The organism is Pseudochrobactrum kiredjianiae (assembly GCF_030362795.1).
Lineage (GTDB): Bacteria > Pseudomonadota > Alphaproteobacteria > Rhizobiales > Rhizobiaceae > Pseudochrobactrum > Pseudochrobactrum kiredjianiae.
The window spans coordinates 1-23954 of record NZ_JAUCBM010000012.1 but is presented as its reverse complement, the minus strand read 5'-3'; the positions used below and the strand labels follow the sequence as shown (position 1 = coordinate 23954).

Here is a 23954-nt window from a genome sequence, read left to right as displayed (position 1 = left end):
GGCTAATTTGATTATGGCTTTTTAGGATTGAAAGTCTGACTAAAAGCCGGAAAATAAGAGGTGCATCATGTCTGATTCAGATCATCATTCTGATTTCAACGCAACCATACAATCGGCTCGAATTCTTGTCAGCGGCAGCGGCCCTGCAGGGATGATTGCTGCATTGGCAATGGCGCAGGCAGGCTATGATGTTTTGCTGGCAGGCCCTGTCAGTAATCAGGATGACCGCCGCACTACGGCGCTGATGATGCCTGCAATTGAATATCTGGATAGTCTCGGCATATGGCAGACCATCCGTCCTGATACGGCAGCACTCGCCTCAATGCGTATTGTTGACGGCACCCGCAGACTGATCCGCAGTCCTGCAGTGACATTCCGCGCCTCGGAAATTGGCACGGAAGCCTTTGGCTATAATATTCCCAATCTGGTGCTGAACCGCGCACTGCATGAAGCAGTTACAGCGCATCCACGTATTGCCCGTAATTTCAGCAATGCGACAGCCTATCAGCATAGCACAGACAGTATCAGTGTGACTTTCAGCGACGGACAGGTTGTGACCACACCGCTGGTCGTGGCTGCTGATGGCCGCAACAGCTTTGCGCGTGATGCTGCGGGTATTAATACACGCCGCTGGCACTATCCGCAGACCGCTGTGGTGTGCTCTTTCAGCCATAAAGTCCCACATCAGAATATTTCGACTGAATTCCACACTGAAGATGGTCCTTTTACGCAGGTACCGCTGCCCGGAAACCGCTCCAGTCTCGTCTGGGTTGCCAATCCGTTGCGTGCCAAAAATCTGATGGCACTGGATACAGAACAGCTCGCCCGTGAGATTGAAACCAAAATGCAGTCCATGCTGGGTGAAATCACGGTTGATACCAAACAGCAGGCATGGCCGCTCTCCGGTCTTGTACCGCTGAAATTTGCAGTCAAGCGCACAATCCTGATCGGTGAAGCGGCTCATGTGTTCCCGCCGATTGGTGCGCAAGGTCTCAATCTCGGCACCCGTGATGTGGAAACACTGATCTCTGCATTAAGCAAAGACAAGCAGGATGCCGGTTCCGATCGCGTTATCCGCGCCTATGACAGTGGTCGCCGCCCTGATATTCTGGCACGTACCGGCTCTGTCGATGTGCTGAACCGCACACTATTGTCGGATTTCCTCCCTGCGCAGATTATTCGTGGCACAGGTCTGGAAATTCTGCGCGTTGTACCGCCGCTGCGTGCTTTCTTCATGCGTGAGGGCCTGCGTCCAGGTGGTGGCTTCAAAGCTCTGCTGCCATCTTTCTCTGCCGCCAATAAAAAAGTAACAACTCCGGCTGCAATGCCACACCAAGACGGATCAAAATGAGTGCCTTTGAAGTAAAATATGCACGTTTCCAGATCGGACAGGTGGTGCGTCACCGCCTGTTGCCGTTCCGCGGTATCATTTTTGATGTAGATCTGGAATTTGCCAATACAGAAGAATGGTACATGTCCATTCCTGAAGCCTCACGCCCGAAACGTGAGCAGCCGTTCTATCATGTGCTGGCAGAGAATGAAGAAACTGATTACGTGGCCTATGTCTCAGAGCAAAATCTGGAAGAAGATGAAAGCGACGAACCCCTGCGTCATCCGCAACTTGGCGACTATTTCGACATCGACAGTCAGGGTGAATATCGCTTTAAAGCCGCACCTCTGAATTAAATCACAAGCCACTTAAAAGCGGAGAACGCCATTGTTCAAATTGGTGTTTGATGTGATCAAGCTGATTTGCACCTGATAAGATGACATCCATTCCGCCGTCATATGCATAAAAGAGCTGTGCTTTTTGATTTACAAACAGGATGCCTGATATTTTCTCATGGATAGTGAGAGAAAATAAATCATTAAATGCGCCGCTTTTCCAATGATCCTGTTTATAGAAAAAACGGGATTTGCATTTATCTCCGTCAGCATCAGTATAAGATTTTACACCAGTGCTTTTAAAATCCATCGCTAGTAATTTTAAAACATGACGCGTTTCAGATCTATGAACACCAGTGTTAGCAACCAGCCACACAGGTTCATTGTCATCAAAAACAAATCCCGCAACGCTGTTGTAGCGTTTTAAAATCTCTTCCTCTTCGCGTTCATCGAAAGGATAGCGTTTTCCTTCAGGCAGAGAATAAAACCTTACCCATTGGTCTCGTTTTTCTTCGCGTAAAAGATACATCAAAGGCAGCGAGCCTGAGAATCTACTATTCCAAAATTGTGAGAATGAGGTGCTGCGCATTGGTACCTAAATATTGAAGTAAACAAAAAGGCCGGATTGCTCCGGCCTTTTCTTATTTCAGTTATGCGCGGCGAAGATCCGGCGGTGTTGCCTCTTCGCGCAATGAGCTCAGCGCTTCATCCAGCGACATAGGTGTCTGGTCACGGGAGCCGAGGCGGCGAATATTCACTGTGCGCTCCTCTGCTTCACGCTTACCAAGCACCAGAATGGCCGGCACTTTCTGCAGCGAATGCTCACGCACCTTGTAGTTGATCTTCTCGTTGCGGAAGTCGGTTGTAACCTGCAAGCCAGCTTTTTTGAGCAGGCTGGCAACTTCACGACCATAATCATCCGCTTCCGAAGTGATCGTTGCGACCACAACCTGAATTGGTGCGAACCACAGCGGCATATGACCGGCAAAGTTCTCGATCAGAATACCGAGGAAACGCTCCATCGAACCACAGATCGCGCGGTGGATCATTACCGGCTGCTGCTTCTCGGAGTTGTTGTCGATATAGAATGCACCGAAGCGTTCCGGCAGGTTGAAGTCAACCTGCGTTGTACCGCACTGCCATTCACGACCGATTGCATCTTTCAGCGTATATTCGAACTTAGGTCCGTAGAACGCACCCTCACCTGGCAGAATGCCGGTTTTGATACGGCCGCCGGAATTAGCTTCAATTGTCTTGAGCACTTCGCCCATGACGCTTTCCGCACGATCCCAAAGCGCATCATCACCCACGCGCTTTTCAGGACGTGTGGAGAGCTTGACAGTGATCTGATCGAAGCCGAAATCGGCATAAGTCGAGAGAATCAGGTCGTTAATGCGCAGGCATTCATCGGCCATCTGTTCATCTGTACAGAAGATATGCGCATCATCCTGCGTAAAGCCGCGAACGCGCATCAGACCATGCAGCGCACCTGATGGCTCATAACGATGTACATTACCGAATTCCGCCATTTTGATCGGCAGATCGCGGTAGGATTTCAAACCATGTTTGAAAATCTGTACGTGACCCGGGCAGTTCATCGGCTTCAGCGCGAAAACGCGGTCATCTTCAGTGTCATCACCGGCAGTGGTGACCTTGAACATGTTGTCTTTATACCAGCCCCAATGACCGGATGTTTCCCAAAGGGATTTATCCAGCACCTGCGGTGCGTTGACTTCCTGATAGCCATGATCGTCGAGACGACGACGCATGTAGCTGACAAGGCTCTGGAACATGCGCCAGCCCTTAGCATGCCAGAACACAACCCCCGGACCTTCTTCCTGAAAATGGAACAGATCCATTTCACGGCCGAGACGGCGATGGTCGCGCTTTTCAGCTTCTTCCAGCATTGTCAGATATTGCTGCAGATCAGCATCATTCGCGAAAGCTGTACCGTAAATACGTGTCAGCATCGGATTGTTGCTGTCACCGCGCCAATAAGCACCGGCAACTTTCATCAGTTTGAACGCATTGCCGATCTGACCTGTGGACGCCATATGCGGACCGCGGCAAAGATCAAACCAGTCGCCCTGATAATAGATCTTCAGATCCTGACCTGCAGGGATCGCGTCAATCAGCTCAACCTTATAGGATTCACCCTTATCGGAGAAAACCTGTTTGGCTTTTTCGCGTGTCCAGACTTCGCGTGTGAACGACTTGTTGCGAGCAATGATTTCACGCATTTTCTTTTCGATAACCGGCAGGTCATCGGGTGTGAAAGGCTCATTGCGGGCAAAGTCATAATAAAAACCGTTTTCAATAACCGGTCCGATTGTGACCTGCGTGCCAGGGAAAAGCTCCTGCACAGCTTCAGCCAGAACGTGGGCGCAGTCGTGGCGGATCAACTCCAGCGCACGCGGATCTTCACGGGTGAGAATCTCGACTTTGCCTGACGCGCCAAGTGGCTCGGACAAATCACGCACGGTGCCGTCAACCGCATAGGCGACAGACTTCTTAGCCAGTGATTTGGAGATGGATTCGGCAAGCGCCAGACCAGTCATGGCCGGATCATATTCGCGCTGTGAGCCGTCAGGAAATTCGAGAGTAATAAGATTAGACATTGTCATCCTCATCCAGTCCCGCCAACGATTGCGGGTGGGTGTTTAGAGTAAATCCGAGCATTTCCAATCCAATTTGAAACACAGGAAATGCTCTGTTTTGTTTTCGCGTATCTTATCCGAAAACCGGTTCCCACTTTTCGGGATACGCTTCATGCTTCCGGCTCCTGCAAAACGAAGTGCAGATGCATCCGGCAATCTCTCTATAATCAATGTAGCGAGGGAAATAAACCTTGCGCGAAGAAAAGCTTAGTCATTATTGGGTTTTGCAGCCGAAATGTGCCAATAACGCCACGGAAAATACCATTTATAGCGTGGCTCCAGCACTTCCGGCACGCGATCAATGCCGCAGGTGCCAAACGGCCCGCAACGCATAATACGAAACAACCCCATCCAGCCGCCCGTCCACAAACCATAACGGGCGAGAGCCTCATAGGCATATTCAGAACAGGTCGGCATATGCCGGCAGGAATTACCGATAAAGCCCGATAGCGTCAGCTGATAAAGCCGTATAAGTCCGATTCCCAGCAGGCGATCCGGCGTTTTGCGCCATGCACCCTGATAATTACGGCTATAGCGCTTACGCGCTTTCTGCTCGGACTGCGGCGGGCACATATTATTGGGCTACAGCTTTGGCTGCAATTTGATCGAGGCAATCAACAACCGCATCAAAGGTCAGCAAAGTGGAAGCATGACGGGCTTTATAATCGCGCACCGGCTCGAAAAAACGTAAATCCTCAAAGCGCCCTTCCGGAGGTGCGCCGTTTTCTTTCAGCATAGCAGTCATTTGCGCCTGCAAAGCACGTAATTCCGCTTCTGTGGAGCCAATAATATGGCGTGCCATCACCGAAGATGTCGCCTGCCCTAAAGCGCAAGCCTTCACCTCATGGGCAAAATCCGTCACCACGCCGTCTTTCAACTTCAAATCAACTAAGACTGTCGAGCCGCAGAGTTTGGAATGCGCTTTTGCAGTAGCGTCGGGCACCTCAAGGCGGCCAATATGCGGAATATTACCGGCAAATTCCAGAATCCGGGCATTATACATATCATTAATCATCTGGATTCTCCTTGTTCGACACTCAAAATGCTTATTTTGAATACGCTCTATAAATGGCGATATAAATATTTCATTTCAAGCTGCTAAACCCAATACCACAACCTGAATACGACATAAATCGGCACTCTTTGCCCTTTTAATATCTTCTGCTTACTCTATATAGAGCGGGCATTTACTATTCCGGCATATGCGGAACAGCTGATAAAGACAGGCAGATCAGGCTTTTGGCTATAATCTGCAAATGCCGATAATTACCCTGACATAACTGCCAAGCCTTCAGCGGTACAGATTATTTTACTGCCTGAGCAAGCTTCGTAACAGTGTCCGTTTAACTCGTCTCTCCGCTGAGGGAGACTACGGGAGCTCGATATGAACAAGCACATTGCCGACACAAAAAACAATGATGTGATCCGTCCGACGCAGGCTGAAGCCGAAGCTGCGGTTAAAACACTCCTGCTCTGGCTGGGTGAAGATACATCCCGCGAAGGCCTGATTGAAACGCCAAAACGCGTTGCCAAAGCCTATAAAGAACTGTTTTCAGGCTATGGACAATCACCGGAAGAAGAACTGGGCACCGTCTTTGAAGAGGTTGCCGGCTATAAAGACATGGTGCTGATCAAAGATATCAGCTTCTTCTCCCATTGTGAGCATCATATGGTGCCGATTATTGGTAAAGCGCATGTCGGTTATCTGCCAAATGGCTCGGTTGTCGGCCTGTCGAAAATTGCCCGCGTCGTTGATATGTTTGCACATCGCCTGCAAACGCAGGAAAGCATGACGGCACAGATCGCACACAGCATTCAGAACATTCTCAAGCCGCTCGGTGTTGCTGTTTTGATTGAAGCGGAACATATGTGCATGGCCATGCGTGGTATTCGCAAACAAGGCTCAACCACACTAACCACAACCTTTACCGGCGCGTTTGAAACAGATATCGCCAATCAGGTACGGTTCATGACAATGCTACGGAGTGGTTCATGACACATCTCCCGCCAGAATTTCCTGCGCAGACAGACAAGCACAGCACCGAAGAAGGTGCTGTTTTTGCGCCGCGCTTTGACAATGCCGGTCTGATAACAGCTGTTGTCTGCAATGCGGATGATAATGAGCTGCTGATGGTCGCGCATATGAATGCGGAAGCGCTGCGCCTGACACTGGAAACCAGCATCACCCACTACTGGTCACGCTCACGCAAATCGCTTTGGAAAAAAGGCGAAACATCCGGCAATCTGCAAACTGTTGTCGAAATGCGCACAGACTGCGATCAAGATGCGCTTTGGCTTAAAGTCAAAGTTGCTGGCAATGGCCCGACTTGCCATACCGACCGTCATTCCTGCTTTTACCGCGTCGTAAATGTCGACGGCAATCATGTTGTTTTACATAAATAAAACAATACACTAAGTACTTTATTTAATTTTTAATGCACAAACCAGAAAAGCCCTGCGTAATATAAAATTACGCAGGGCTTTTTGTCTGGAGAACCGCTCTTTCGCCTTCACTGAAGGCGGAAGAGCTTATTTCATAAGAGGCGTCCTTCACCTCTCAGCAGATGATTAGAACTTGTAGTTCACACCAACGCGTACAGTGTGGAAGTTTGTTTTAACTTTAGAAACATCAGCTTCGTCACGGAATTTAACTTTGCCGAGGTCTGTGTAAAGGTATTCTGTCTTCAGAGTAACGTTGTCTGTGAAGGCATGCTCAATACCAGCACCGGCAGTCCAGCCAGCGCGGGTCTTGGATGCGCTTTCGTGCAGGCCGAGATCTGCATCGTAGCCTTCAATTTTAACCTTACCATAGGCAAGACCGGCTGTACCATAAAGCATTGTACGCTCAGCAATGTCTGCACCCAGACGACCACGAACAGTACCGAACCACTGGATTTTAGCTTTTACATCGCCTTCGTAAACGCCGAGTTCATCATAGAAAGTCACAGACTTCTTCATGGTAGAACCCTGGAAGTCAGCTTCGATACCAGCAACGATCTGGTCGAACTGCCAGTTGTAACCAGCCTGGATACCACCAACGAAGCCGCGTGGCTTAACGCTTACGCCGTCTTCTTTCATTTTACCGAAGCCGTAGCCAGCATTCACACCGGCATATGCGCCTTCCCAGCTGAATGTGTTTGCAACTGCAACTGGTGCTGGTTCGTTGTAAACGATAGCATCAGCAGCCATTGCTGTACCGGAGAAGAGAACTGCTGCGGAAGCGGCGAGAGCAATTTTGTTAAACATGTCAATCAGACCTTTTAGAAAGAAACTCGTTGACCTTGTTTTACACCACCCAGTCAAAAATGCTGTAACAATATTGCAACACGATACGGAGGAAACATTTATGGTTACTAATATGTAAATTACAGCAAGCCAAGAAATACAAATGCCGATATCTTTATAAAAGTGGCACTCAACTTTGGCAAAACGCATAAATTTAACTAATTAACTGTTTTATATGAAATATTTTGAAAATTCATCGATAATTACGGCAAATTTACTTGCAAAAAAACCTATGAAAGCCATAGTCTGAATATATCAAAAAAACTGCATATTATTCATTTTTACGAGTATATTCAGGAGATATTGCATGCTGCCATGGGTAACCCGCCGCAAAACACCACTTAATAATGCAGCATCAATTCCTGCTGAGATTGCTTCGCCAGCCATTTTAAAGACACCACAACCAATCGCACTTGCCCTTGGCGGCGGATCTGCGCGAGGCTGGGCGCATATTGGTGTGCTTCGCGCACTCAATGAAGCTAATATTAAAATCTCGATGATTGCCGGTACATCTATTGGCGCTTTAGTCGGTGGCAGCTATCTGGCCGGTAAACTTGATGAGCTGGAAGAATTTGCACGCTCTTTAACACGCAGACGTATGTTCAGCCTTATGGATATAACCTTTCGCGGGAGCGGGTTATTCGGCGGCATGAAGCTCGATCGAAAGCTCCACCAGCATCTGGACGGCTTAAATATCGATGATCTGCCCTGCCCCTATGTTGCTGTTGCTACTGAACTACGGACAGGTCACGAGATCTGGCTCTCTACCGGCTCTCTTATAATGGCGATGCGCGCCTCTTATGCATTGCCCGGTGTTTTCGAGCCGATCCGCTACGATCACCGTCTGCTTGTTGACGGCGCTCTGGTTAATCCCGTTCCGGTTTCAGTATGCCGCGCCTATGAGCAACCGCTCGTGCTTGCAGTGAACCTGAACTATGACCAATTCGGTCGTGCAGCCGTGGTTAAATATACCAGCCCTGCCCGTGCCGGACATGAAGACACCATCAACCCCGCACATGCAGGAACAATTGGCCATGAATCACGTCTTGGTATTACCGGCGTTATGATGGATGCTTTTAATATTATACAGGACAGAATCTCACGCGCCCGTATGGCCGGCGATCCGCCGGATATCGCACTCATGCCAAGTATCGGCCATATTGGCCTAACCGAATTTCACAGAGCGGCAGAAACCATTGATATCGGCTATCAGGAAACCCGCAAACAGCTGGAAAACATTGAAAGACTGCAGCATGTTGTCTTTTAATTGCAGTCTTATTGCTTCGCGTCTCCGTTGCGAACGCGCCCAAACAGCTGTTTCATCCCATTGATGACATTGTAAAATCACTGATTTTCACGAAAATAATAGCCTTCTGTGAATTACTTTTAAAAAAATGCAATGAAACGAATAAACCGGCTTGTCACCCCAATAGTGATTTGCTACATCGCCTTCACCGAAGCAATTCGGTTTCTACCACACAGTGCGGTCGTGGCGGAATTGGTAGACGCGCAGCGTTGAGGTCGCTGTGGGGCAACCCGTGGAAGTTCGAGTCTTCTCGACCGCACCATTCTCTCCGCAGTCAGTTGCGCTTATTCCCAATACATTTAATGCTTTCACTCACAGTTATGTTCATCATAAATATGCTGAAACAGCATGCTTGTTCGCATTTGGATGACTTATAGCGTTACAACATAATCCCAACGAAAACTGTTTTCGCGCTCACTTTTAAAACGCCGGTATCCAAACGGATTGCTGATAATGCGGGTTTTGCCGATTTGAATATCGGTTGACTGATGCGTATGTCCGCAAATCCATAGATGCGGCGCATCAGATGAATGCATTAAATTTTCAAATGCCGATGCACCGGATGCATATAGATAGTTAGACGCACTTGTCTGATAGACGTCGGCAGAGGCCGCTTCATGCGGAATGTGATGCGAAATGACGACCTTACGCTTGTCAATGAAGCGCTGACAGGTTTCATGAATAAAATGGCTGGCTATTCTGTGTTGTTGCAACATAAGTGACGGTGAGAAATTTTCACCATCATTCATTTTGATCGCTGTAAAATCACGGATCAAAGACTCCGCCTCTTTCACGCGCCAAGGTAGCTCCGCAAGATCGCTTAACTGATAAAGAAAATCAGTCCAAAGGGTGCTGCCTACGAAAACGATGTCCTGATAAAGCAAAAACTCATTATCCAGAACATGAACACGCTGATTCCAATGCAAGCTCTTCTCAACAATAGAAGCCATAACATGCCGCGATGCCTCAAAAGATAAATCGCACTGGTATTCGTGATTTCCGGCCACAAAAATAATAGGCAAATTGTATCTTTGAATAGCGCTCCGCATCTGATCTTCAAGCTTGTCAGCCGTTGTCCAGTCGCCTGCGCATAAAATGACATCTGCCTGAGCAGGTGCAGCAAGCGGAAACTCAACATATTGCTGCTCCAAATGAAGATCTGACCAAATCCATATATTCAAAAATAGTACCCTGCTTCGCGAATTCGTGGCTCTGTAGAAGATGAATCTTACTGAATATTCCGAATAGCATGAGCACTATGCGTTAAAACAGATTTTATTCCGGATATTCCAATAACCGGGCGTTAAGATCGCGCTTTCGACGGGAAGAACACCACCAAGGCGATATAAGCAGCCCCCCCCCCCTCAATGCATAGCCACTTCGCTGTTCGCATTAACGGTGATCAATTATTTAATATGAGCATCTTGCTCATATTTTATGTTTAATGCTAAATCACCACAAATTGGCATTGTCTGCGGGGTCTGTTTCGATTGTGCAGTCTGAATTCATAAAAAACAGAAAGCTAAGCCGCATTGAGCTGGGATATTCAAAACCTGTTTCGGAGTCACGCAAGGGGTATTGCCAATTCCCTGTGCCGACGTGGATTGAATAATGAAACAGCCGCTGATCTGACACAGGACACATTCGTACGTGTTCTGACAACGCCGCCACCCGCTGCCACCGGAAATTTCAACCCAAAAGCCTATCTGTATAAAATCTCACGCAATCTCGGTACGAATTATCAAAAGCGTGATGCGCTACTGAAAACAGTCCCGATAGATGATGACAGTGTGCCTGAGATCGCCGACCAAGCCCCTTCTCCGGAAGATATTGTGCATTCACGGCAATGTCTGAAGCAGACCTATAATGCGCTGGCTGAATTACCGGAGCGCACCCGTCAGGCCTTTGAGATGCATCGCTTAGGCGAAAGAACAATTGCTGAAATCGGCGAAGAGCTTGGTATATCCACCTCAAGAGCATGGGCACTCATTCGTGATGCCTATAAACACATCCTGTCCCGTGTAGACGCGTTCTGAAACACGGCATAAACAGGATTCACTGAAAACTCGTGCGTTGCCTTCAAAAAATATTGATACGAAATGGACCGGAATGAGCGAACCGCATACAGATCAGAACCAGCTGCTTGATGAGGCGATTGATCTGGTTATCCGGCTCCAGAATGATCCGGATAATACAGTATCCGGCGACATGATCCGGACATGGCGTGCAAGAAGCCCGATCCATGAAAAAATCTGGCTCCGTATTGAGAAGGCTCATGGTGCATCGGGCGCAATTTTGTCTCATCAGCGTCGTGAAGAACGCCGGAAAAATATCGGTCTGTCACGCCGTCAGTTTATGATCGGCGGTCCGGCTTTGCTGGCGGCAGGCGGACTTTCTTATTCCTTTGGTAAAGAGCTGTTGTTACGCGCACAGGCTGATTATATCACTGCCACAGGTGAGATAACCCAGATCACACTTCCGGACGGCAGTCTCGTAACATTAGGGCCGGACAGCGCCCTTCAGCTTGCTTATGGCTCTGATCGCCGCGACATTAAATTATTACGGGGAATGGGCTTTTTTGAAGTCAGCCCTGATAAAAGCAAGCCATTTTCAGTCTTCTCCGACACTGTTCGTGTAACGGCACTCGGCACTGCTTTTGACGTCTCGAATGATGCAGGTGTGATCGCTGTATCTGTGGATCATGGCGTCGTTGAAATGCAATCGCCTGATGCTGTACTGGCGGCAGGCAAACGCCTTGAGCAAGGCCAGTGGATCAGTTTTGATCCATCGACGCAGACCCTCGATCAGGGTGCGCGGGAGGTTGAACAAATCGCGGCATGGCGGGACAAGCTGATTATTGCGGAGAGAGAAACGGTTTCGGCGCTGGTTGACCGTATCGGTCGCTGGATGCCCGGACGCATTATCATGGCCAGCCCGAATACCGGCGCGCAACGGGTCAGCGGCGTATATGATCTGACCGATCCGCTTCGCGCATTGGAGGCCGTGGTGCATCCGACTGGTGCGCAGGTGCGGCAACTATCGTCTTTTGTCACTATTATTACACCGCTTTAAAAAATATGAGTAAAAAAGTAAAAATATCGCAACCCCGATTGTATTACATTCAGGGTCGCATTTCTTCATCGACAGAAAGCACGATCCTTCAGGAAATTTGCCAAGAAATTTGCATTGACGGAGAGTGCGCCGATGGGGCTCGGAACTTACAAAAATATTTTTAAAGACTGCACACGCAGGATGCTGTCTACGACATTCATTCTGACTGCGGGTGTCAGTTTAGCAGGCATCAGCCCGAACGCATTTGCACAAACACAGGCACAAACCAATTTCTCTGTCCCTGCCGGTTCACTCACACAAGCTCTGACCGTTTTTGGCAGACAGTCCGGTTTACAGATCACCTATCTGGCTTCGGTCGCTGCGGGTAAAACATCCAAAGGCGTTTCCGGAAATGTCAGCCGCGAGCAGGCTTTATCCAGTATTTTGCAAGGCTCCGGCCTGACCTTTTCTTTCCCGAATGCGACCACTGTTGCAATCACTCAGCCTAATGAAGCCAGCAGTGGTGCAGCTGCCGCAGATGGCTCGCTGGTGCTCAACACAATCACCATTAGCAGCGGCGGTGTTATTGGCAGCCATGACGATACCTATACCACAGCGGGCTCAGTCAGTTACGTTTCGGCGGAGGAAATTGAACAACGCCGCGGCACATCGGCAGGCGACTTTATTGCAGGCATACCAGGCGTTCTAAACGGCGATACCCGCAACTCCGGTGCTATTGATGTCAATATTCGCGGTTTGCAGGGGCAAGGCCGCGTCCCGGTAGTTATTGACGGCGCCACACAAGAGCAGACAGTCTATCGCGGTTATAATGGTGCACGTTCCGGCAGCTATATTGATCCGGATTTCATCGGTGAAGTCTCTGTAGAAAAAGGTCCGAGTGCTGGCGCAGACGGTTCCGGTGCGATTGGTGGTGTTGTGCGCATGCGTACATTGAATGCCAGCGATATTCTTCTGCCGGATCGCCAATTCGGTGTGCGCATACGCGGTGGTTTCAATACAAACAGCACTACACCACCGGATGTGTTGACACCAGGCGGCATGGCCGGTGGCTCCTATCAGGCCGGAAAACAACCGACCACCCGCGACGGCGGTAATATGGATCGTCCGGGTTTTCTTGATCCGACAGGCGGCAACGGCAGTATCGCTGCAGCTTTCACGACAGACTATATTGATGTCGTGGGTGCTTATGCGAAGCGTAAAAACGGCAACTATTTTGCGGGTAAAAAAGGTGACGGACAGCCCTATTTTGTTGACCGCACCACCGATCCTGATTTCCCGAACATCGGCTATGAAGGACTTTCGCCTTGGAAGGGCGGAGAAGAAGTTCTCAATACGTCGATGGAAAATGAGTCCGTTCTTCTGAAAAGCAATATACGATTTGGCGATGATCACGCGCTTGAACTCAGCTATATGAGCTATAGCAGTGAGTTCGGTGAAATTATGCCAACCCGACTGGGCACACATACCAGTGCTATTGGCGGATTTCAGTCAGAGCCGGATACGCTTGATCTTAAAACCTACAATGCCCGCTATAAATGGACGCCGGATAACGATCTCATCAACCTGAAAGTTAATGCATTTCGTACGGATATGGATCACCGTGCCACAAATCTGCTGACACTGTTTGGTACAACCACGACATCGGTGCATTATGCGCAGACAATTCGTGATGGCATTACCGTATCGAATGAAAGCAAGCTTGATTTTATTCCCGGTGAGTTCCGTTTGGAATATGGTGGCGGCTGGCAGCGTGAAACTGTGGGACTGCCCAAGAATCTGGATGACGAGAAGTGGGTGATTGATCATTTAGAGTTTCCGCCACGATCCGGTAAACGGACGGAGAAAAATCTGTTCGTCAACGGAACATGGGAAATTACACCGGAATGGACCGCAACAGCGGGTCTGCGCTATTCGGATTTCCGCACCTCGGATGATAATTACAGCCTTCGCGCGACGGGCAACTGGCCGAATTTCTCCTATGATCTGATACCAGGGCAAGTGAGCCATGTGACGGGTAATGGCTGGTCAAAAAATGCTTCATTGAGCTGGGAGCCGATCACAGATCTGCAGCTTTACGGTCGTTATTCCAATACGATGCGCATGCCGAGTATTTTTGAAACACTGAAGGGGTTCTCAACGGCCTATCTGCCATTGGATATCAAACCGGAACAGGCACGCACTTTCGAAATCGGTGCCAACAAAACCTTCGAAGATATCACCGGTAATGATGATCGTCTGCGGTTGCACGCAGCTTATTACAACAATCACATTGATGATTATCTGACCCGCTCCAACATCATTTATAAAAATCCGGTTTTCGGTAATGTTTGGGGTCTGGGAATGATCAATCTGGATTATGCCAAGATGACCGGTTTTGAGCTGAGTGCCGACTATCAGATCGGAAACCTCACCGCCAAGCTAGGCTGGAACCATGCTATCACATCGCTGTTCTGCGCTAATCCGGGCTCACTGTGGAAACAGGATGACCTTTGCAGCGAGGGTGGTTTTACCAATAGCTATGCCCTTCAGCATGTGCCGCCTAAAGATACAGTCTCAGCGGAATTCGCCTATAAAATGCTGGAAGACCGCCTGACTTTGGGCACCCGTATTTCCTATTACTCTCATCGCTTTGCCGAAAGCAAAGCCGAGACAACATCGGAAATTCAACCGGGTAAGTGGCGCCCGTATACGCTGGTGGATGTCTATGGCAGCTATGCATTCAATGAGGCAACACGGCTTGATTTTGCAATCGATAACCTGACGGATCAATATTATATGGATGCTCTGAATGCCTCGCTGATGCCGGCACCCGGCCGCACTTTCCGTATGAATATGACGGCAAAGTTCTAAGTAAAAAACAAAGAAGCGAGGTGTATTATCACCACCTCGTTTCAATTTTAAAATATATAAAATAAAACAATCATTCTAAATTGTAAAAAATTTCATAAATTTTTCGCTAATTTAAATAAAAATCTTATATATCAAATCTTAAAAGCTATAAACATCAATAAACATGACGGTAAAAATTTGGTGATAAATTTAAATCAAACTATTTTTCTATCTAAATATAATATATTATTAAAGGTTATGTTTTAAATATTAGAGAAGTGACATGCTTGATTTTAAGAACAAAAATAAAGATTCTGTAACAATCAATTCCATGAAACTTGTCGCAGAAGGGCAGTCGCGTAAGGTCTACACTTCATTTGAACATAAAAACTTACTGATCAAAGTTCAGAAAAATGACTTCTCAGCACGGCGGTTTTTCCAAAAATGGAAAATCCTTGTTAAGCTGCGCACTTTTTATAAGCAGACTGTGCCGTTGCAGCGCGAAATTCGCGAATATACGAAAATCAAATCTGAAGGTCAGTTAACGTCCCAATATTTACAGCGTTTTGTCGGACTCATTCCGACACCGCAAGGCAATGGACTTTTGGTCGAAGCCGCACGCAGAAAAAACGGCCATCTGGCACTAACGCTGAAAGAAGTTGTTGCTGAAGGTCATTTTGATGACAAACTTCACTCGGAACTGCGCAATTTCTTACGCTGGTTTGTAGCAAGCAAGATCGTTGCGACCGATGTTCATCTCGATAATATTGTCTTTGATGAAATCAACAACAGGCTAATACTGATCGACGGCATTGGCGATAAAACACTTATTCCATTGCGCGCGTGGTTTCCGGCGCTCAATCAGATGAATAAAAAACGCATTGCCAAAAATATTTATTCGCAGGTTGCGATAAACTTCATGTCTTCCACCATGAAGAAGAAAGCTTTGATGCTTCTCTGCTTCATTTCATGTGTGGCTTTAGGGATCGATCTGCAGGATGGTGTCCTGTTCAACTGGGTATAAATTGCCCCGCCAAACATAAAACATCTCATGAAGAGCGCTCTTAAAGACGCTCTTCATCGGGAAACTTCGGACATGAACAAATCTTACGCTTAGAGCTGACGCTTCTTAGCGTGTCAGCTTGGTTTGCTTGATGGTTTTGCCATCATAGTCATAGCGAATTTGCTGCGTATCTGAATCCCCGTCATCCATGATAAAGGCCGGAAAACCGTCTGTTTTCTTCAGCTCACCGCCTTCCTGACAGGTTCCGAATTCCTTGCTGGCGTGCAATTCCTTGCCGTCATAGGTCAGCCAGGCATAAGTTGCCGGACAAGCATTGCCGCCCATCGCCAGTTGCAACAGAACACTATTTTCATAGGTTGTCATAACCTCCGGCATATATGCGCTTTCCATCAGCAGCTCTTTATCTCCGCCCGCATGGATAACCAGCCCCTCACCTTCAACCTGATTAATCGCAATTATAACCTCACCATGCGGCAAATCCAGCCTAAGCTCCTCATCATTATCCAGCGCCATGGCTGAAACCGGTAACAGGAAAAAGGCTGATGCAATTAAGAAACGGCGGCGCATGGTGGTCTCCATTTGAAGATCAGAAATATCAGAGGTTACTCTACATTTATCAGTTGCATATTCCGCTGAAAAGCCGATTATTCCAAACGATTATCGTCAAAACTCACAAAAATATACGACCAGCCCCGCCTTCTGCCTGCTTATAAGCAACGCAAATCGAGCCATATGAATTACTCATTGGAAAGCTGATTTTTAAATTCATAACGTCTCTCCCAACATCAGAAATAAAGGGGAAGTCATTATGAATATGCATGTCACGAACACATTAAATGAATTGGCGCGTCTGCAAAAAATGCACAACGGCGATAAGGTCACGCCAACTTTCACCACCGCTGAAATGAACCGCCGCCATGATGGTTTACGCAAGATACTGCAGGAAACCGGCCTCGATGCCGCCCTGCTCACATCCTATCATAATATCTGCTATTTCGCTGATTTCGTTTATTGTTCCTTTGCCAGACGCTATGCCTTCGTTGTGACAGACACGAAAGCTGTTTCAATATCTGCAGGGGTTGATGCCGGTCAGCCGTGGCGCCGGACCTATGGTGATAATATCACCTATACCGACTGGAACCGTGATAATTATTTCTATGCCCTTCAGCAGACATTGCCTAAGGCCAAGCGTGTCGGCATTGAGTTTGACCATATTGATCTGCATTTTCGGGCACTACTGGATGAAGCGTTTCCGGATGTAGAATTTATCGATATCAGCCAGCACATTATGTGGTTCAGAACGGTCAAATCTGAAGAAGAAATCGCACTAATCAAAACAGGCACAGCAACAGCTGATGCTGGTGGTGCAGCGATTTTCAATAGCATTCATGAAAACGTGCCGGAATATGAAGTTGCAATGGCCGGAACACAGGCGATGATCCGCTTTATCGCCGAGCAGCTACCTCATGCCGAGCTGATGGACAGCTGGTCGTGGTTTCAATCGGGCATCAATACCGATGGTGCGCATAATCCGGTGACCAGCCGCCGTGTTCAAAAAGGCGATATCCTGTCGATGAACTGCTTTCCTATGATTGCAGGTTATTACACCGCGCTGGAACGTACCATGTTCTTAGATCATGCCGATGATGCCAGCCTGAAAATCTGGGAGATTAATTGTGCCGTCCATCGTCGCGGATTAGAGCTATTGCAGCCCGGTACCTGCTGTGGCGACATTGCCAAAGAGCTCAATGAAATTTACCGCAGCCACAATCTGCTGGGTTACAGATCCTTCGGATACGGTCATTCCTTTGGTGTGATGTGCCATTACTATGGTCGTGAAGGCGGCGTGGAACTGCGCGAAGATGTCAAAACAGTTCTTCAACCCGGCATGGTCGTTTCAATGGAGCCGATGCTTTCCATTCCGCAAGGTCTGCCCGGTGCAGGCGGTTATCGCGAACACGATATCATGGTGATTGGCGAAAACAGCTCAACCAATATCACCGGATTTCCATTCGGCCCTGAGCATAATATTATCAGCGTAAAGTAACGAAAAGCACCGGTCATCAAGGCCGGTGCTTTTTCATAAAAACATAAGAAAACTATCGGGAACAAGAGAGTAGATGCTGCAATGCAGCACTGCCCAAGGAGGAATTATGTCAGCAGCTTTAAGCCCCGACAGGGGTGACAATGCGATTAAACAATCAGTAACATTCAGCGGCACCGAAAGCGCAGTATCGCAGAAAACACTGAGAAAGGTTTTGATCGCAAGCTCACTCGGCAATTTTGTTGAATGGTTTGACTACGCATCATACGGCTATCTCGCAACGATTATCGCCGTTGTGTTTTTTCCGGATATCGCCCCTTCTGCTGCTTTGATGGCAACATTTGCGGTGTTCGCAATTTCTTTCATTATCCGGCCGATCGGCGGTATCATCTGGGGCAGTATTGGTGACCGGATCGGACGACGTACAGCCCTGTCCTTTTCCATCCTGATCATGTCCGGCGCAACAACATTGATTGCATTCCTGCCCTCCTATACCCAAATTGGCATGATGGCGCCTGCACTATTATTACTATTGCGTATGGTGCAGGGTTTTTCTGCCTCCGGTGAATATGCCGGTGCAACATCCTTTATTGCCGAATATTCTCCGCCTGCAAAACGCGGCCTTTACACCAGCCTTGTGCCTGCCAGCACCGCAGCAGGCCTGCTTGCAGGTTCATTGATGGCAGCTGGCTTGTTTGCATTCCTGACACCTGAAGAAATGCAGTCATACGGCTGGAGGCTACCATTCCTGCTCGCTTTACCTCTCGGTGCCATCGGTATCTATATCCGGCTGAAAATTGAAGACACACCGAAATTCAGAGAATTAGAAAACCAGCATCGTGTTACTGCCACACCTGCCAAAGAAATTTTCACCACCTATCGTCGTGAAGTGCTCATTTCGATTGGTGTGACCAGCCTGAATGCCGTCGGTTTCTATTTGATCCTGAGCTATATGCCGACCTATCTGATTACCGAGCTGAATGTCGGCGAAACAGAAGCCTTTTTAACCGTCAGTATTTCATTGGCGATCTATGTCTTGTCCATTTTTGTTATGGGCGCAATCTCCGACAAAATAGGCCGTAAAGTCGCTCTGATACTCGCGTCCATCCTGTTTATCGCTTTAACCGTTCCGCTATTTGCAATGCTGGATGGCGCAACATTAACGGGTATCATTCTTATTCAGATTGCTTTCGGTATTTTACTGACAGTCAATGACGGTACTTTGCCGTGTTTTCTTACGGAGATTTTCCCGACACGTGTGCGCTATAGCGGCTTCGCTTTTAGCTTCAACACGGCTCAGGCATTTCTCGGTGGCACAGCACCGCTGATCGCTACATTCCTGATTAATATTACCGGCAGCAAACTAGCGCCTGCCTGGTATCTGGTGGCCATCGCCATGGTTTCACTTCTTGCAATGTGCTTTGCACGGGAAACCGCGGGCAAACCACTCGCGGACTAAAGCCGGCCAAACGATGACCTATATGGCACGACATGAGGCACTCTCATGTCGTGCCGGTCTGTTCAGGTCGGGCAAGATTTATCAGCAAACACAAATTCAATACTATAGAGTTTTGCGAGGGGGCGCTGGCATGGATTCTTGCTGGCAAAATTTCAGGTGGGACTGAGATGCGCAATATTCCGACAGATCTGCTCAGGACATTTGTCACTATTATAGACTTGAGAGGCTATGGACGGGCGGGTGAACAACTGGGGCGAACGCAGCCAGCAATCAGCCTGCAAATGAAGCGCTTGCAGGAACTGCTCGGCACTTCACTATTTTCAAAAGACGGCGGTGCCCAGCTCACTGAATATGGCGAGACCGTTGCCAGCTATGCACGACAAATACTGGCTCTCAACGATGAAATGATGCTGAAGCTCTCAAAACGCGAGACGATCGGCAGACTTCGGCTTGGGATACCAAATGATTATGCCGATCATTTTTTACCACAACTGATGGGCAGCCAAAACAGCACAACAGCCAATATGACTTTTGATATCACCTGTGATCTGTCCTACAATCTGTTACGGGGTTTACGCGCAGGGTTGCTGGATATTGTCGTCGCCATGACTGCTGATGGCCCCGCAGAAGGCGTATTCATGACATGGAAAGAAACGCTTTCGTGGGTGGGCGGCAATAGTGATCTCCCCGCTTATATGGACGACAAAGCCAGCAACGATCTGCGTATTGTCTGTTATCCTGAAGGCTGCCTGTACCGCCGCAATATGCTGACCGCTTTGCAGCGCGAAGGAAAAAGCTTCGAAATTGTTTATACCAGCCCCAGCCTGACCGGTATTACGGCTGCATTGCAGGGTGGCTTCGGGATTACTGCCTTAGCAGATCGCGTTATTCCGCCGACGCTGCGGGCAATTACAGCGAATCCCAATCTCCCGCAATTGGGAGATGCCGTTGTCGGAATTTATGTCAGCACCGACAAAAACCGCTCAACAATCGCTAAAAGCTTTGCCGCAACTTTGGCCGATATGTTTGCCACAAAACCTTAAATTACGCTCATTTTGCGTTGGATTTTGCCCTGCACTGAAAGTGGCGCTGCCCCTTTGAAGGTTGACAAAAAGCGGTTGCCAATGGTCAAAGCTATGCTTGACTTGTCCATACGTCACTCAATCAGTTGCCGTTCATTGTGCTTTATCTGCTGACATTCACCAAGCACAATCATGGCGTATCGATATCCGGCAAAGAATGAAATACGGGAGAAAACCAATGCGTTTAAAGGCTATAACACTGTGTCTTATGGCAGGATTTTGCACCTCAGCCAATGCACAGGACAGCACCCAAAAGCTGGAGCTGGCCTTGAAACAGATGCCGCAAGCATTACTCTCTTCCCCGCAAGCGATGCAGGTGTTTTTTCTGGATGTTCAGGCTTGGAAAGGCTTGGAGAAATCAACCCCATCGGTTGAAGCAATGCGCAGGCTTGTTCTGTCTCAGTCACTCCGCCCGCTTGAATCAATAGGCTACGGCGTAGCGGAATGGTCGGATAAAGCGAAAGTCTCGCTTGATGAACTTTCTTATTTTGCAGGATTTGGCCAGTCACCTGCGACTGTAACTTATTGGGGGCTACCAAATGAGCAAGCAGTGCAGTCGCTAACTACTGCACTAAAACAAACTGATTTTGTACCGGTTGAGGGTGGAATTTCAGGGCTGCTCGCGAATGGTGAAGCCAATAAAATCGACTTTACAAAAAGAGATCCACAAAGCCCGTGGCGCGGTGGTACCGGTGCAACGAGTTTCATTTTACCAGTCAATGACGTTGTCATTCAGGCGTCTTCAGACAGCGCGGCCATAGCATCCTCTCAGTCTCAGCCGTCAATTGCTGACAGTGAAGTCATCAGGGCTGCTCTCAGCGGTTTAAAAGACGCTATCCCTTCAAAGGACGGAAACATTATTCAGGCCGCGATTATATCGCCGGTTATGGGGCTCAATGACATTGATCCAATGAAAATCCTGCCTTCTTCACCATCAGATATTGAAACGGCGAAACAAAATTTCAAAGCGAATATAGAAGCAGGAAGACAAGGCATTGCGCCGTATTTTGGCGGTGTGATTGCTGACGTGCAAATGAACAACGCACCGGCAATGGTGATCTCACTATCTTATGCTGATTGTGCAACAGCCAAACAGGCTGCCGAAGGTATCACCGCTGCCTGGCAGAAATCTATGGCTGAAACGGTTGAAGGCAAAACCTCCTATAACACCGTGCAATCAGGAGCGCTTTGCGCTGCCACTTTCAGCATTACTGCTCCGTCAACAGAAAGCTCCGCAAATCCAATCCTGTCGCAGATGATGAACCTCTATCTGCAGCGTAATTTTACAGTGTTGCAGATAGGCTCACCAAACTAAATGCATTTATCCTTATGCCATTACAGTCGCTTAGATAGAACTCAACGGCTGTGATGGCATGATATGCCAGTTAAAATAAACGTACAGATTGGCTCAAAACCTGCTTGTAAAGGATGAAAATGCATCAGTTGTGCGCGTTCATCAAAAAATTACAAGCATATTGATATTATTGATGAATAATTTGGCTTGTCACTGCGATAGTGATTTGCTACATCGCGTTCACCGAAGCAATTCGGTTTCTACCACACAGTGCGGTCGTGGCGGAATTGGTAGACGCGCAGCGTTGAGGTCGCTGTGGGGCAACCCGTGGAAGTTCGAGTCTTCTCGACCGCACCATTTGGCTTTTATTGCCCTTATATTTCAATGAAATAACAGTTTCAGCACTTCTCAGATACACATTTGAGTACACAATGGATTTGTCGCTGAAATACGCAATCCTGACCAATGCTGGCACTTGGCATTATCGCCGTAGGGTTTCTAAGGCAGCTCGGACCACCTTCACTAAAAATGAATTTAAAAGACTATTTGGCGACACTCGACGTGAGGCTCTGCGTAACTGGCCGCATGTCCATGCTGAGTTTGAACCTCTAACCATCAGGCGCAGACGCCCTGCTAAAGAATCACTCATAAAAGAGCAGCATTCAAGCCATGACACCGCGCCATTAGAGCAACGCATTACTCCACCTACACAAGATCCCGCTCACTCAAAAGCATTGAAATAGAGGGTTACGAGCCGACATTAGCAGATGCCTCACCTGCTGCCTGTTTTCGGGCACAAGGTTAAGCTAATCCCACCTTGGCTTCAAAGTCATTGGGACTGAGATAGCCCAGTGTCGAGTGGTGCGCTTAGAATTGTAGAAGCGCTCAATATAATTGAACAGATCCGCTTTTGTATTATTTCTCGTTCGATATATCTTCCGTGCGGTTCTTTCCGTTTTCAACGATTGACCTGCCACTGAGAATTTCCTCCAGAATGGATTAGAGTCCGGCCCGATAAAGGACGGACGAATGAAGAAGCAGCGATTTACGGAAGAGCAGATTATTGCGGTGCTGAAGGAGCAGGAGGCAGGCATGAAGGTGGCCGACCTGTGCCGCAAGTATGGGATTTCGGACGCAACATTTTATAACTGGAAAGCCAAATACGGCGGTATGGAGGTGTCCGAGGCGAAGCGCCTGAAGGCACTCGAAGAAGAGAACGCCAAGCTTAAGAAGCTGTTGGCCGAGCAGATGCTCGATGCCGCCGCACTCCGCGAGCTTCTCGCAAAAAAATGGTAGGGCCTGCCGCCAAGCGTGACGCCGTTGCACATCTGAAGGACATAATGGGTCTTTCGGAGCGGCGGGCCTGCCAGATTGTTTCGGCTGATCGCAAGATGATCCGCTATCGGTCCTGCCGACCGCCGGAGGTCGAATTGCGAGCAAAGTTGCGCGATCTCGCCAACGAGCGACGGCGCTTCGGCTACCGACGGCTGTTCGTCCTGCTCAGGCGGGACGGAGAGCCATCCGGCGTCAACCGCATCTATCGGCTGTATCGCGAGGAAGGGCTTTCGGTTCGCAAGCGGAAGGCTCGACGAAGGGCCGTCGGCACGCGTGCGCCGATCCTGGTCGAGGCGAAAGCAAATGCCCGTTGGTCTCTCGATTTCGTGCACGACCAGTTTGCATGCGGGAGACGGTTCCGGATCCTCAATATCGTTGATGATGTGACACGGGAATGCCTGGCAGCAATCCCGGACACCTCAATCTCCGGCCGCCGTGTCGCCCGAGAACTGACGACGCTGATCGAACGACGCGGCAAGCCCGGAATGATTGTCTCCGATAACGGCACGGAACTCACCTCGAATGCCATCCTGGCCTGGTCGAAGGATCACAAGGTTGAGTGGCACTATATCGCGCCAGGAAAGCCTATGCAGAACGGCTATGTTGAATCCTTCAACGGTCGGATGCGCGACGAATTGCTCAACGAAAGCCTGTTCTTTGGCCTCGATCACGCCCGCAGCGCCATCGCCCAATGGGCCGACGATTACAACAATTTCCGGCCACACTCGTCGCTGGGATACCAAACCCCGGCAGACTATGCTGGATCCATCGCCGCAACCGGCTCCAACGCTGCGCAAGATGAAAGCTTGGCGTTTCCGCCGGTTGCTACCAACACGCCAATTGGCGTAGTCAAAACCGCCGAGGCTCTAATCGCCGTTGGATGAAAGTTCAGTGGCAGGTCA

Annotated in this window: 22 protein-coding genes, 2 tRNA genes and 1 pseudogene; 17 read left to right on the top strand and 8 right to left on the bottom strand. The window is 48.7% G+C overall.

All coding sequences use genetic code 11. From position 1 onward, the window contains the following. Positions 1-67 precede the first annotated feature (67 nt). Together QUF18_RS16645 and hspQ are read left to right on the top strand one after the other, a co-directional pair. Entirely contained in the window at positions 68-1351 is a 1284-nt protein-coding gene (locus QUF18_RS16645; protein WP_289388402.1) for a UbiH/UbiF family hydroxylase, read from the top strand. Further along, complete coding sequence (gene hspQ, locus QUF18_RS16640; RefSeq protein ID WP_289388401.1) at positions 1348-1686, top strand: heat shock protein HspQ; 339 nt, start codon at positions 1348-1350, stop codon at positions 1684-1686. The genes QUF18_RS16645 and hspQ overlap by 4 nt, the downstream gene beginning before the upstream one ends. Before the next feature lies 1 nt (position 1687). On the opposite strand, the gene QUF18_RS16635 is transcribed toward hspQ, so the two are convergent. From QUF18_RS16635 to QUF18_RS16620, 4 genes are all read right to left on the bottom strand, one after another. Continuing rightward, a complete protein-coding gene (locus tag QUF18_RS16635; RefSeq protein WP_289388400.1) occupies positions 1688-2254 on the bottom strand; it encodes a DUF3885 domain-containing protein in 567 nt (188 codons plus the stop codon). A 61-nt stretch (positions 2255-2315) separates the two neighbouring features. Continuing rightward, a complete protein-coding gene (thrS, locus tag QUF18_RS16630; RefSeq protein WP_289388399.1) occupies positions 2316-4283 on the bottom strand; it encodes a threonine--tRNA ligase in 1968 nt (655 codons plus the stop codon). 246 nt (positions 4284-4529) lie between these two features. Continuing rightward, positions 4530-4895, bottom strand: coding sequence for a membrane protein insertion efficiency factor YidD (gene yidD / locus QUF18_RS16625; RefSeq protein WP_289388398.1), 366 nt, complete (start codon positions 4893-4895; stop codon positions 4530-4532). A 1-nt stretch (position 4896) separates the two neighbouring features. Beyond that, positions 4897-5337 (bottom strand): iron-sulfur cluster assembly scaffold protein, encoded by a 441-nt coding sequence (locus QUF18_RS16620; protein WP_289388397.1) that lies wholly within the window; start codon positions 5335-5337, stop codon positions 4897-4899. 369 nt (positions 5338-5706) lie between these two features. Between QUF18_RS16620 and folE the strand changes: the two genes are divergently transcribed. Further along, complete coding sequence (folE, locus tag QUF18_RS16615; RefSeq protein WP_289388396.1) at positions 5707-6318, top strand: GTP cyclohydrolase I FolE; 612 nt, start codon at positions 5707-5709, stop codon at positions 6316-6318. Continuing rightward, on the top strand, positions 6315-6725 hold the full coding sequence (gene hisI / locus QUF18_RS16610) for a phosphoribosyl-AMP cyclohydrolase (RefSeq protein ID WP_289388395.1): 411 nt from the start codon (positions 6315-6317) through the stop codon (positions 6723-6725). The genes folE and hisI overlap by 4 nt, the downstream gene beginning before the upstream one ends. A gap of 165 nt (positions 6726-6890) precedes the next feature. On the opposite strand, the gene QUF18_RS16605 is transcribed toward hisI, so the two are convergent. Further along, positions 6891-7568, bottom strand: coding sequence for an outer membrane protein (locus tag QUF18_RS16605; protein WP_289388394.1), 678 nt, complete (start codon positions 7566-7568; stop codon positions 6891-6893). Between the two features lie 397 nt (positions 7569-7965). Between QUF18_RS16605 and QUF18_RS16600 the strand changes: the two genes are divergently transcribed. Together QUF18_RS16600 and QUF18_RS16595 are read left to right on the top strand one after the other, a co-directional pair. Continuing rightward, entirely contained in the window at positions 7966-8874 is a 909-nt protein-coding gene (locus QUF18_RS16600) for a patatin-like phospholipase family protein (RefSeq protein WP_374807194.1), read from the top strand. 216 nt (positions 8875-9090) lie between these two features. Further along, a tRNA-Leu gene (locus QUF18_RS16595) sits at positions 9091-9175 on the top strand. Between the two features lie 109 nt (positions 9176-9284). Here the strand turns inward: QUF18_RS16595 and QUF18_RS16590 are convergent. After that, positions 9285-10094: a metallophosphoesterase gene (locus QUF18_RS16590; RefSeq protein WP_289388392.1), complete on the bottom strand. Its 810-nt coding sequence runs from the start codon at positions 10092-10094 to the stop codon at positions 9285-9287. A 351-nt stretch (positions 10095-10445) separates the two neighbouring features. Here QUF18_RS16590 and QUF18_RS16585 point away from each other — a divergent pair, with 351 nt between their 5' ends. The 4 genes from QUF18_RS16585 to QUF18_RS16570 all read left to right on the top strand — a co-directional run bounded on the left by QUF18_RS16585 (position 10446) and on the right by QUF18_RS16570 (position 15838). After that, positions 10446-10949, top strand: coding sequence for an RNA polymerase sigma factor (locus QUF18_RS16585; protein ID WP_289388391.1), 504 nt, complete (start codon positions 10446-10448; stop codon positions 10947-10949). A 73-nt stretch (positions 10950-11022) separates the two neighbouring features. After that, a complete protein-coding gene (locus QUF18_RS16580) occupies positions 11023-11985 on the top strand; it encodes a FecR family protein (RefSeq protein ID WP_289388390.1) in 963 nt (320 codons plus the stop codon). Positions 11986-12117: 132 nt separating this feature from the next. Then, complete coding sequence (locus QUF18_RS16575; RefSeq protein WP_289388389.1) at positions 12118-14835, top strand: TonB-dependent receptor; 2718 nt, start codon at positions 12118-12120, stop codon at positions 14833-14835. A gap of 262 nt (positions 14836-15097) precedes the next feature. Further along, positions 15098-15838 carry a YrbL family protein gene (locus QUF18_RS16570; protein WP_289388388.1) on the top strand — a complete coding sequence of 247 codons (741 nt, stop codon included), beginning with the start codon at positions 15098-15100 and terminating at the stop codon, positions 15836-15838. A 105-nt stretch (positions 15839-15943) separates the two neighbouring features. On the opposite strand, the gene QUF18_RS16565 is transcribed toward QUF18_RS16570, so the two are convergent. Then, positions 15944-16405, bottom strand: a complete 462-nt coding sequence (locus QUF18_RS16565) for a hypothetical protein (protein ID WP_289388387.1) — start codon at positions 16403-16405, stop codon at positions 15944-15946. A 241-nt stretch (positions 16406-16646) separates the two neighbouring features. Here QUF18_RS16565 and QUF18_RS16560 point away from each other — a divergent pair, with 241 nt between their 5' ends. The 6 genes from QUF18_RS16560 (at position 16647) to QUF18_RS20520 (ending at position 22460) form a co-directional block, all read left to right on the top strand. Then, entirely contained in the window at positions 16647-17885 is a 1239-nt protein-coding gene (locus tag QUF18_RS16560) for an aminopeptidase P family protein (RefSeq protein ID WP_289388386.1), read from the top strand. A gap of 106 nt (positions 17886-17991) precedes the next feature. Next, positions 17992-19341 (top strand): MFS transporter, encoded by a 1350-nt coding sequence (locus tag QUF18_RS16555; protein WP_289388385.1) that lies wholly within the window; start codon positions 17992-17994, stop codon positions 19339-19341. 167 nt (positions 19342-19508) lie between these two features. Next, positions 19509-20384 carry a LysR substrate-binding domain-containing protein gene (locus tag QUF18_RS16550; protein WP_289388384.1) on the top strand — a complete coding sequence of 292 codons (876 nt, stop codon included), beginning with the start codon at positions 19509-19511 and terminating at the stop codon, positions 20382-20384. A 217-nt stretch (positions 20385-20601) separates the two neighbouring features. Continuing rightward, positions 20602-21738, top strand: coding sequence for a hypothetical protein (locus QUF18_RS16545; protein ID WP_289388383.1), 1137 nt, complete (start codon positions 20602-20604; stop codon positions 21736-21738). A gap of 251 nt (positions 21739-21989) precedes the next feature. Further along, a tRNA-Leu gene (locus tag QUF18_RS16540) sits at positions 21990-22074 on the top strand. Positions 22075-22148: 74 nt separating this feature from the next. Then, on the top strand, positions 22149-22460 hold the full coding sequence (locus tag QUF18_RS20520; RefSeq protein WP_377700390.1) for a hypothetical protein: 312 nt from the start codon (positions 22149-22151) through the stop codon (positions 22458-22460). 58 nt (positions 22461-22518) lie between these two features. Here the strand turns inward: QUF18_RS20520 and QUF18_RS16530 are convergent. After that, positions 22519-22682: pseudogene (locus tag QUF18_RS16530) on the bottom strand (IS3 family transposase); the annotation flags it as partial. A 64-nt stretch (positions 22683-22746) separates the two neighbouring features. Between QUF18_RS16530 and QUF18_RS16525 the strand changes: the two are divergent. Beyond that, positions 22747-23936 (top strand): IS3 family transposase gene (locus tag QUF18_RS16525; protein ID WP_289386482.1). Its coding sequence is split into 2 segments (ribosomal slippage): positions 22747-22999 and positions 22999-23936, totalling 1191 coding nucleotides; the frame shifts between segments, so codons are not numbered across the junction. Positions 23937-23954 lie beyond the last annotated feature (18 nt).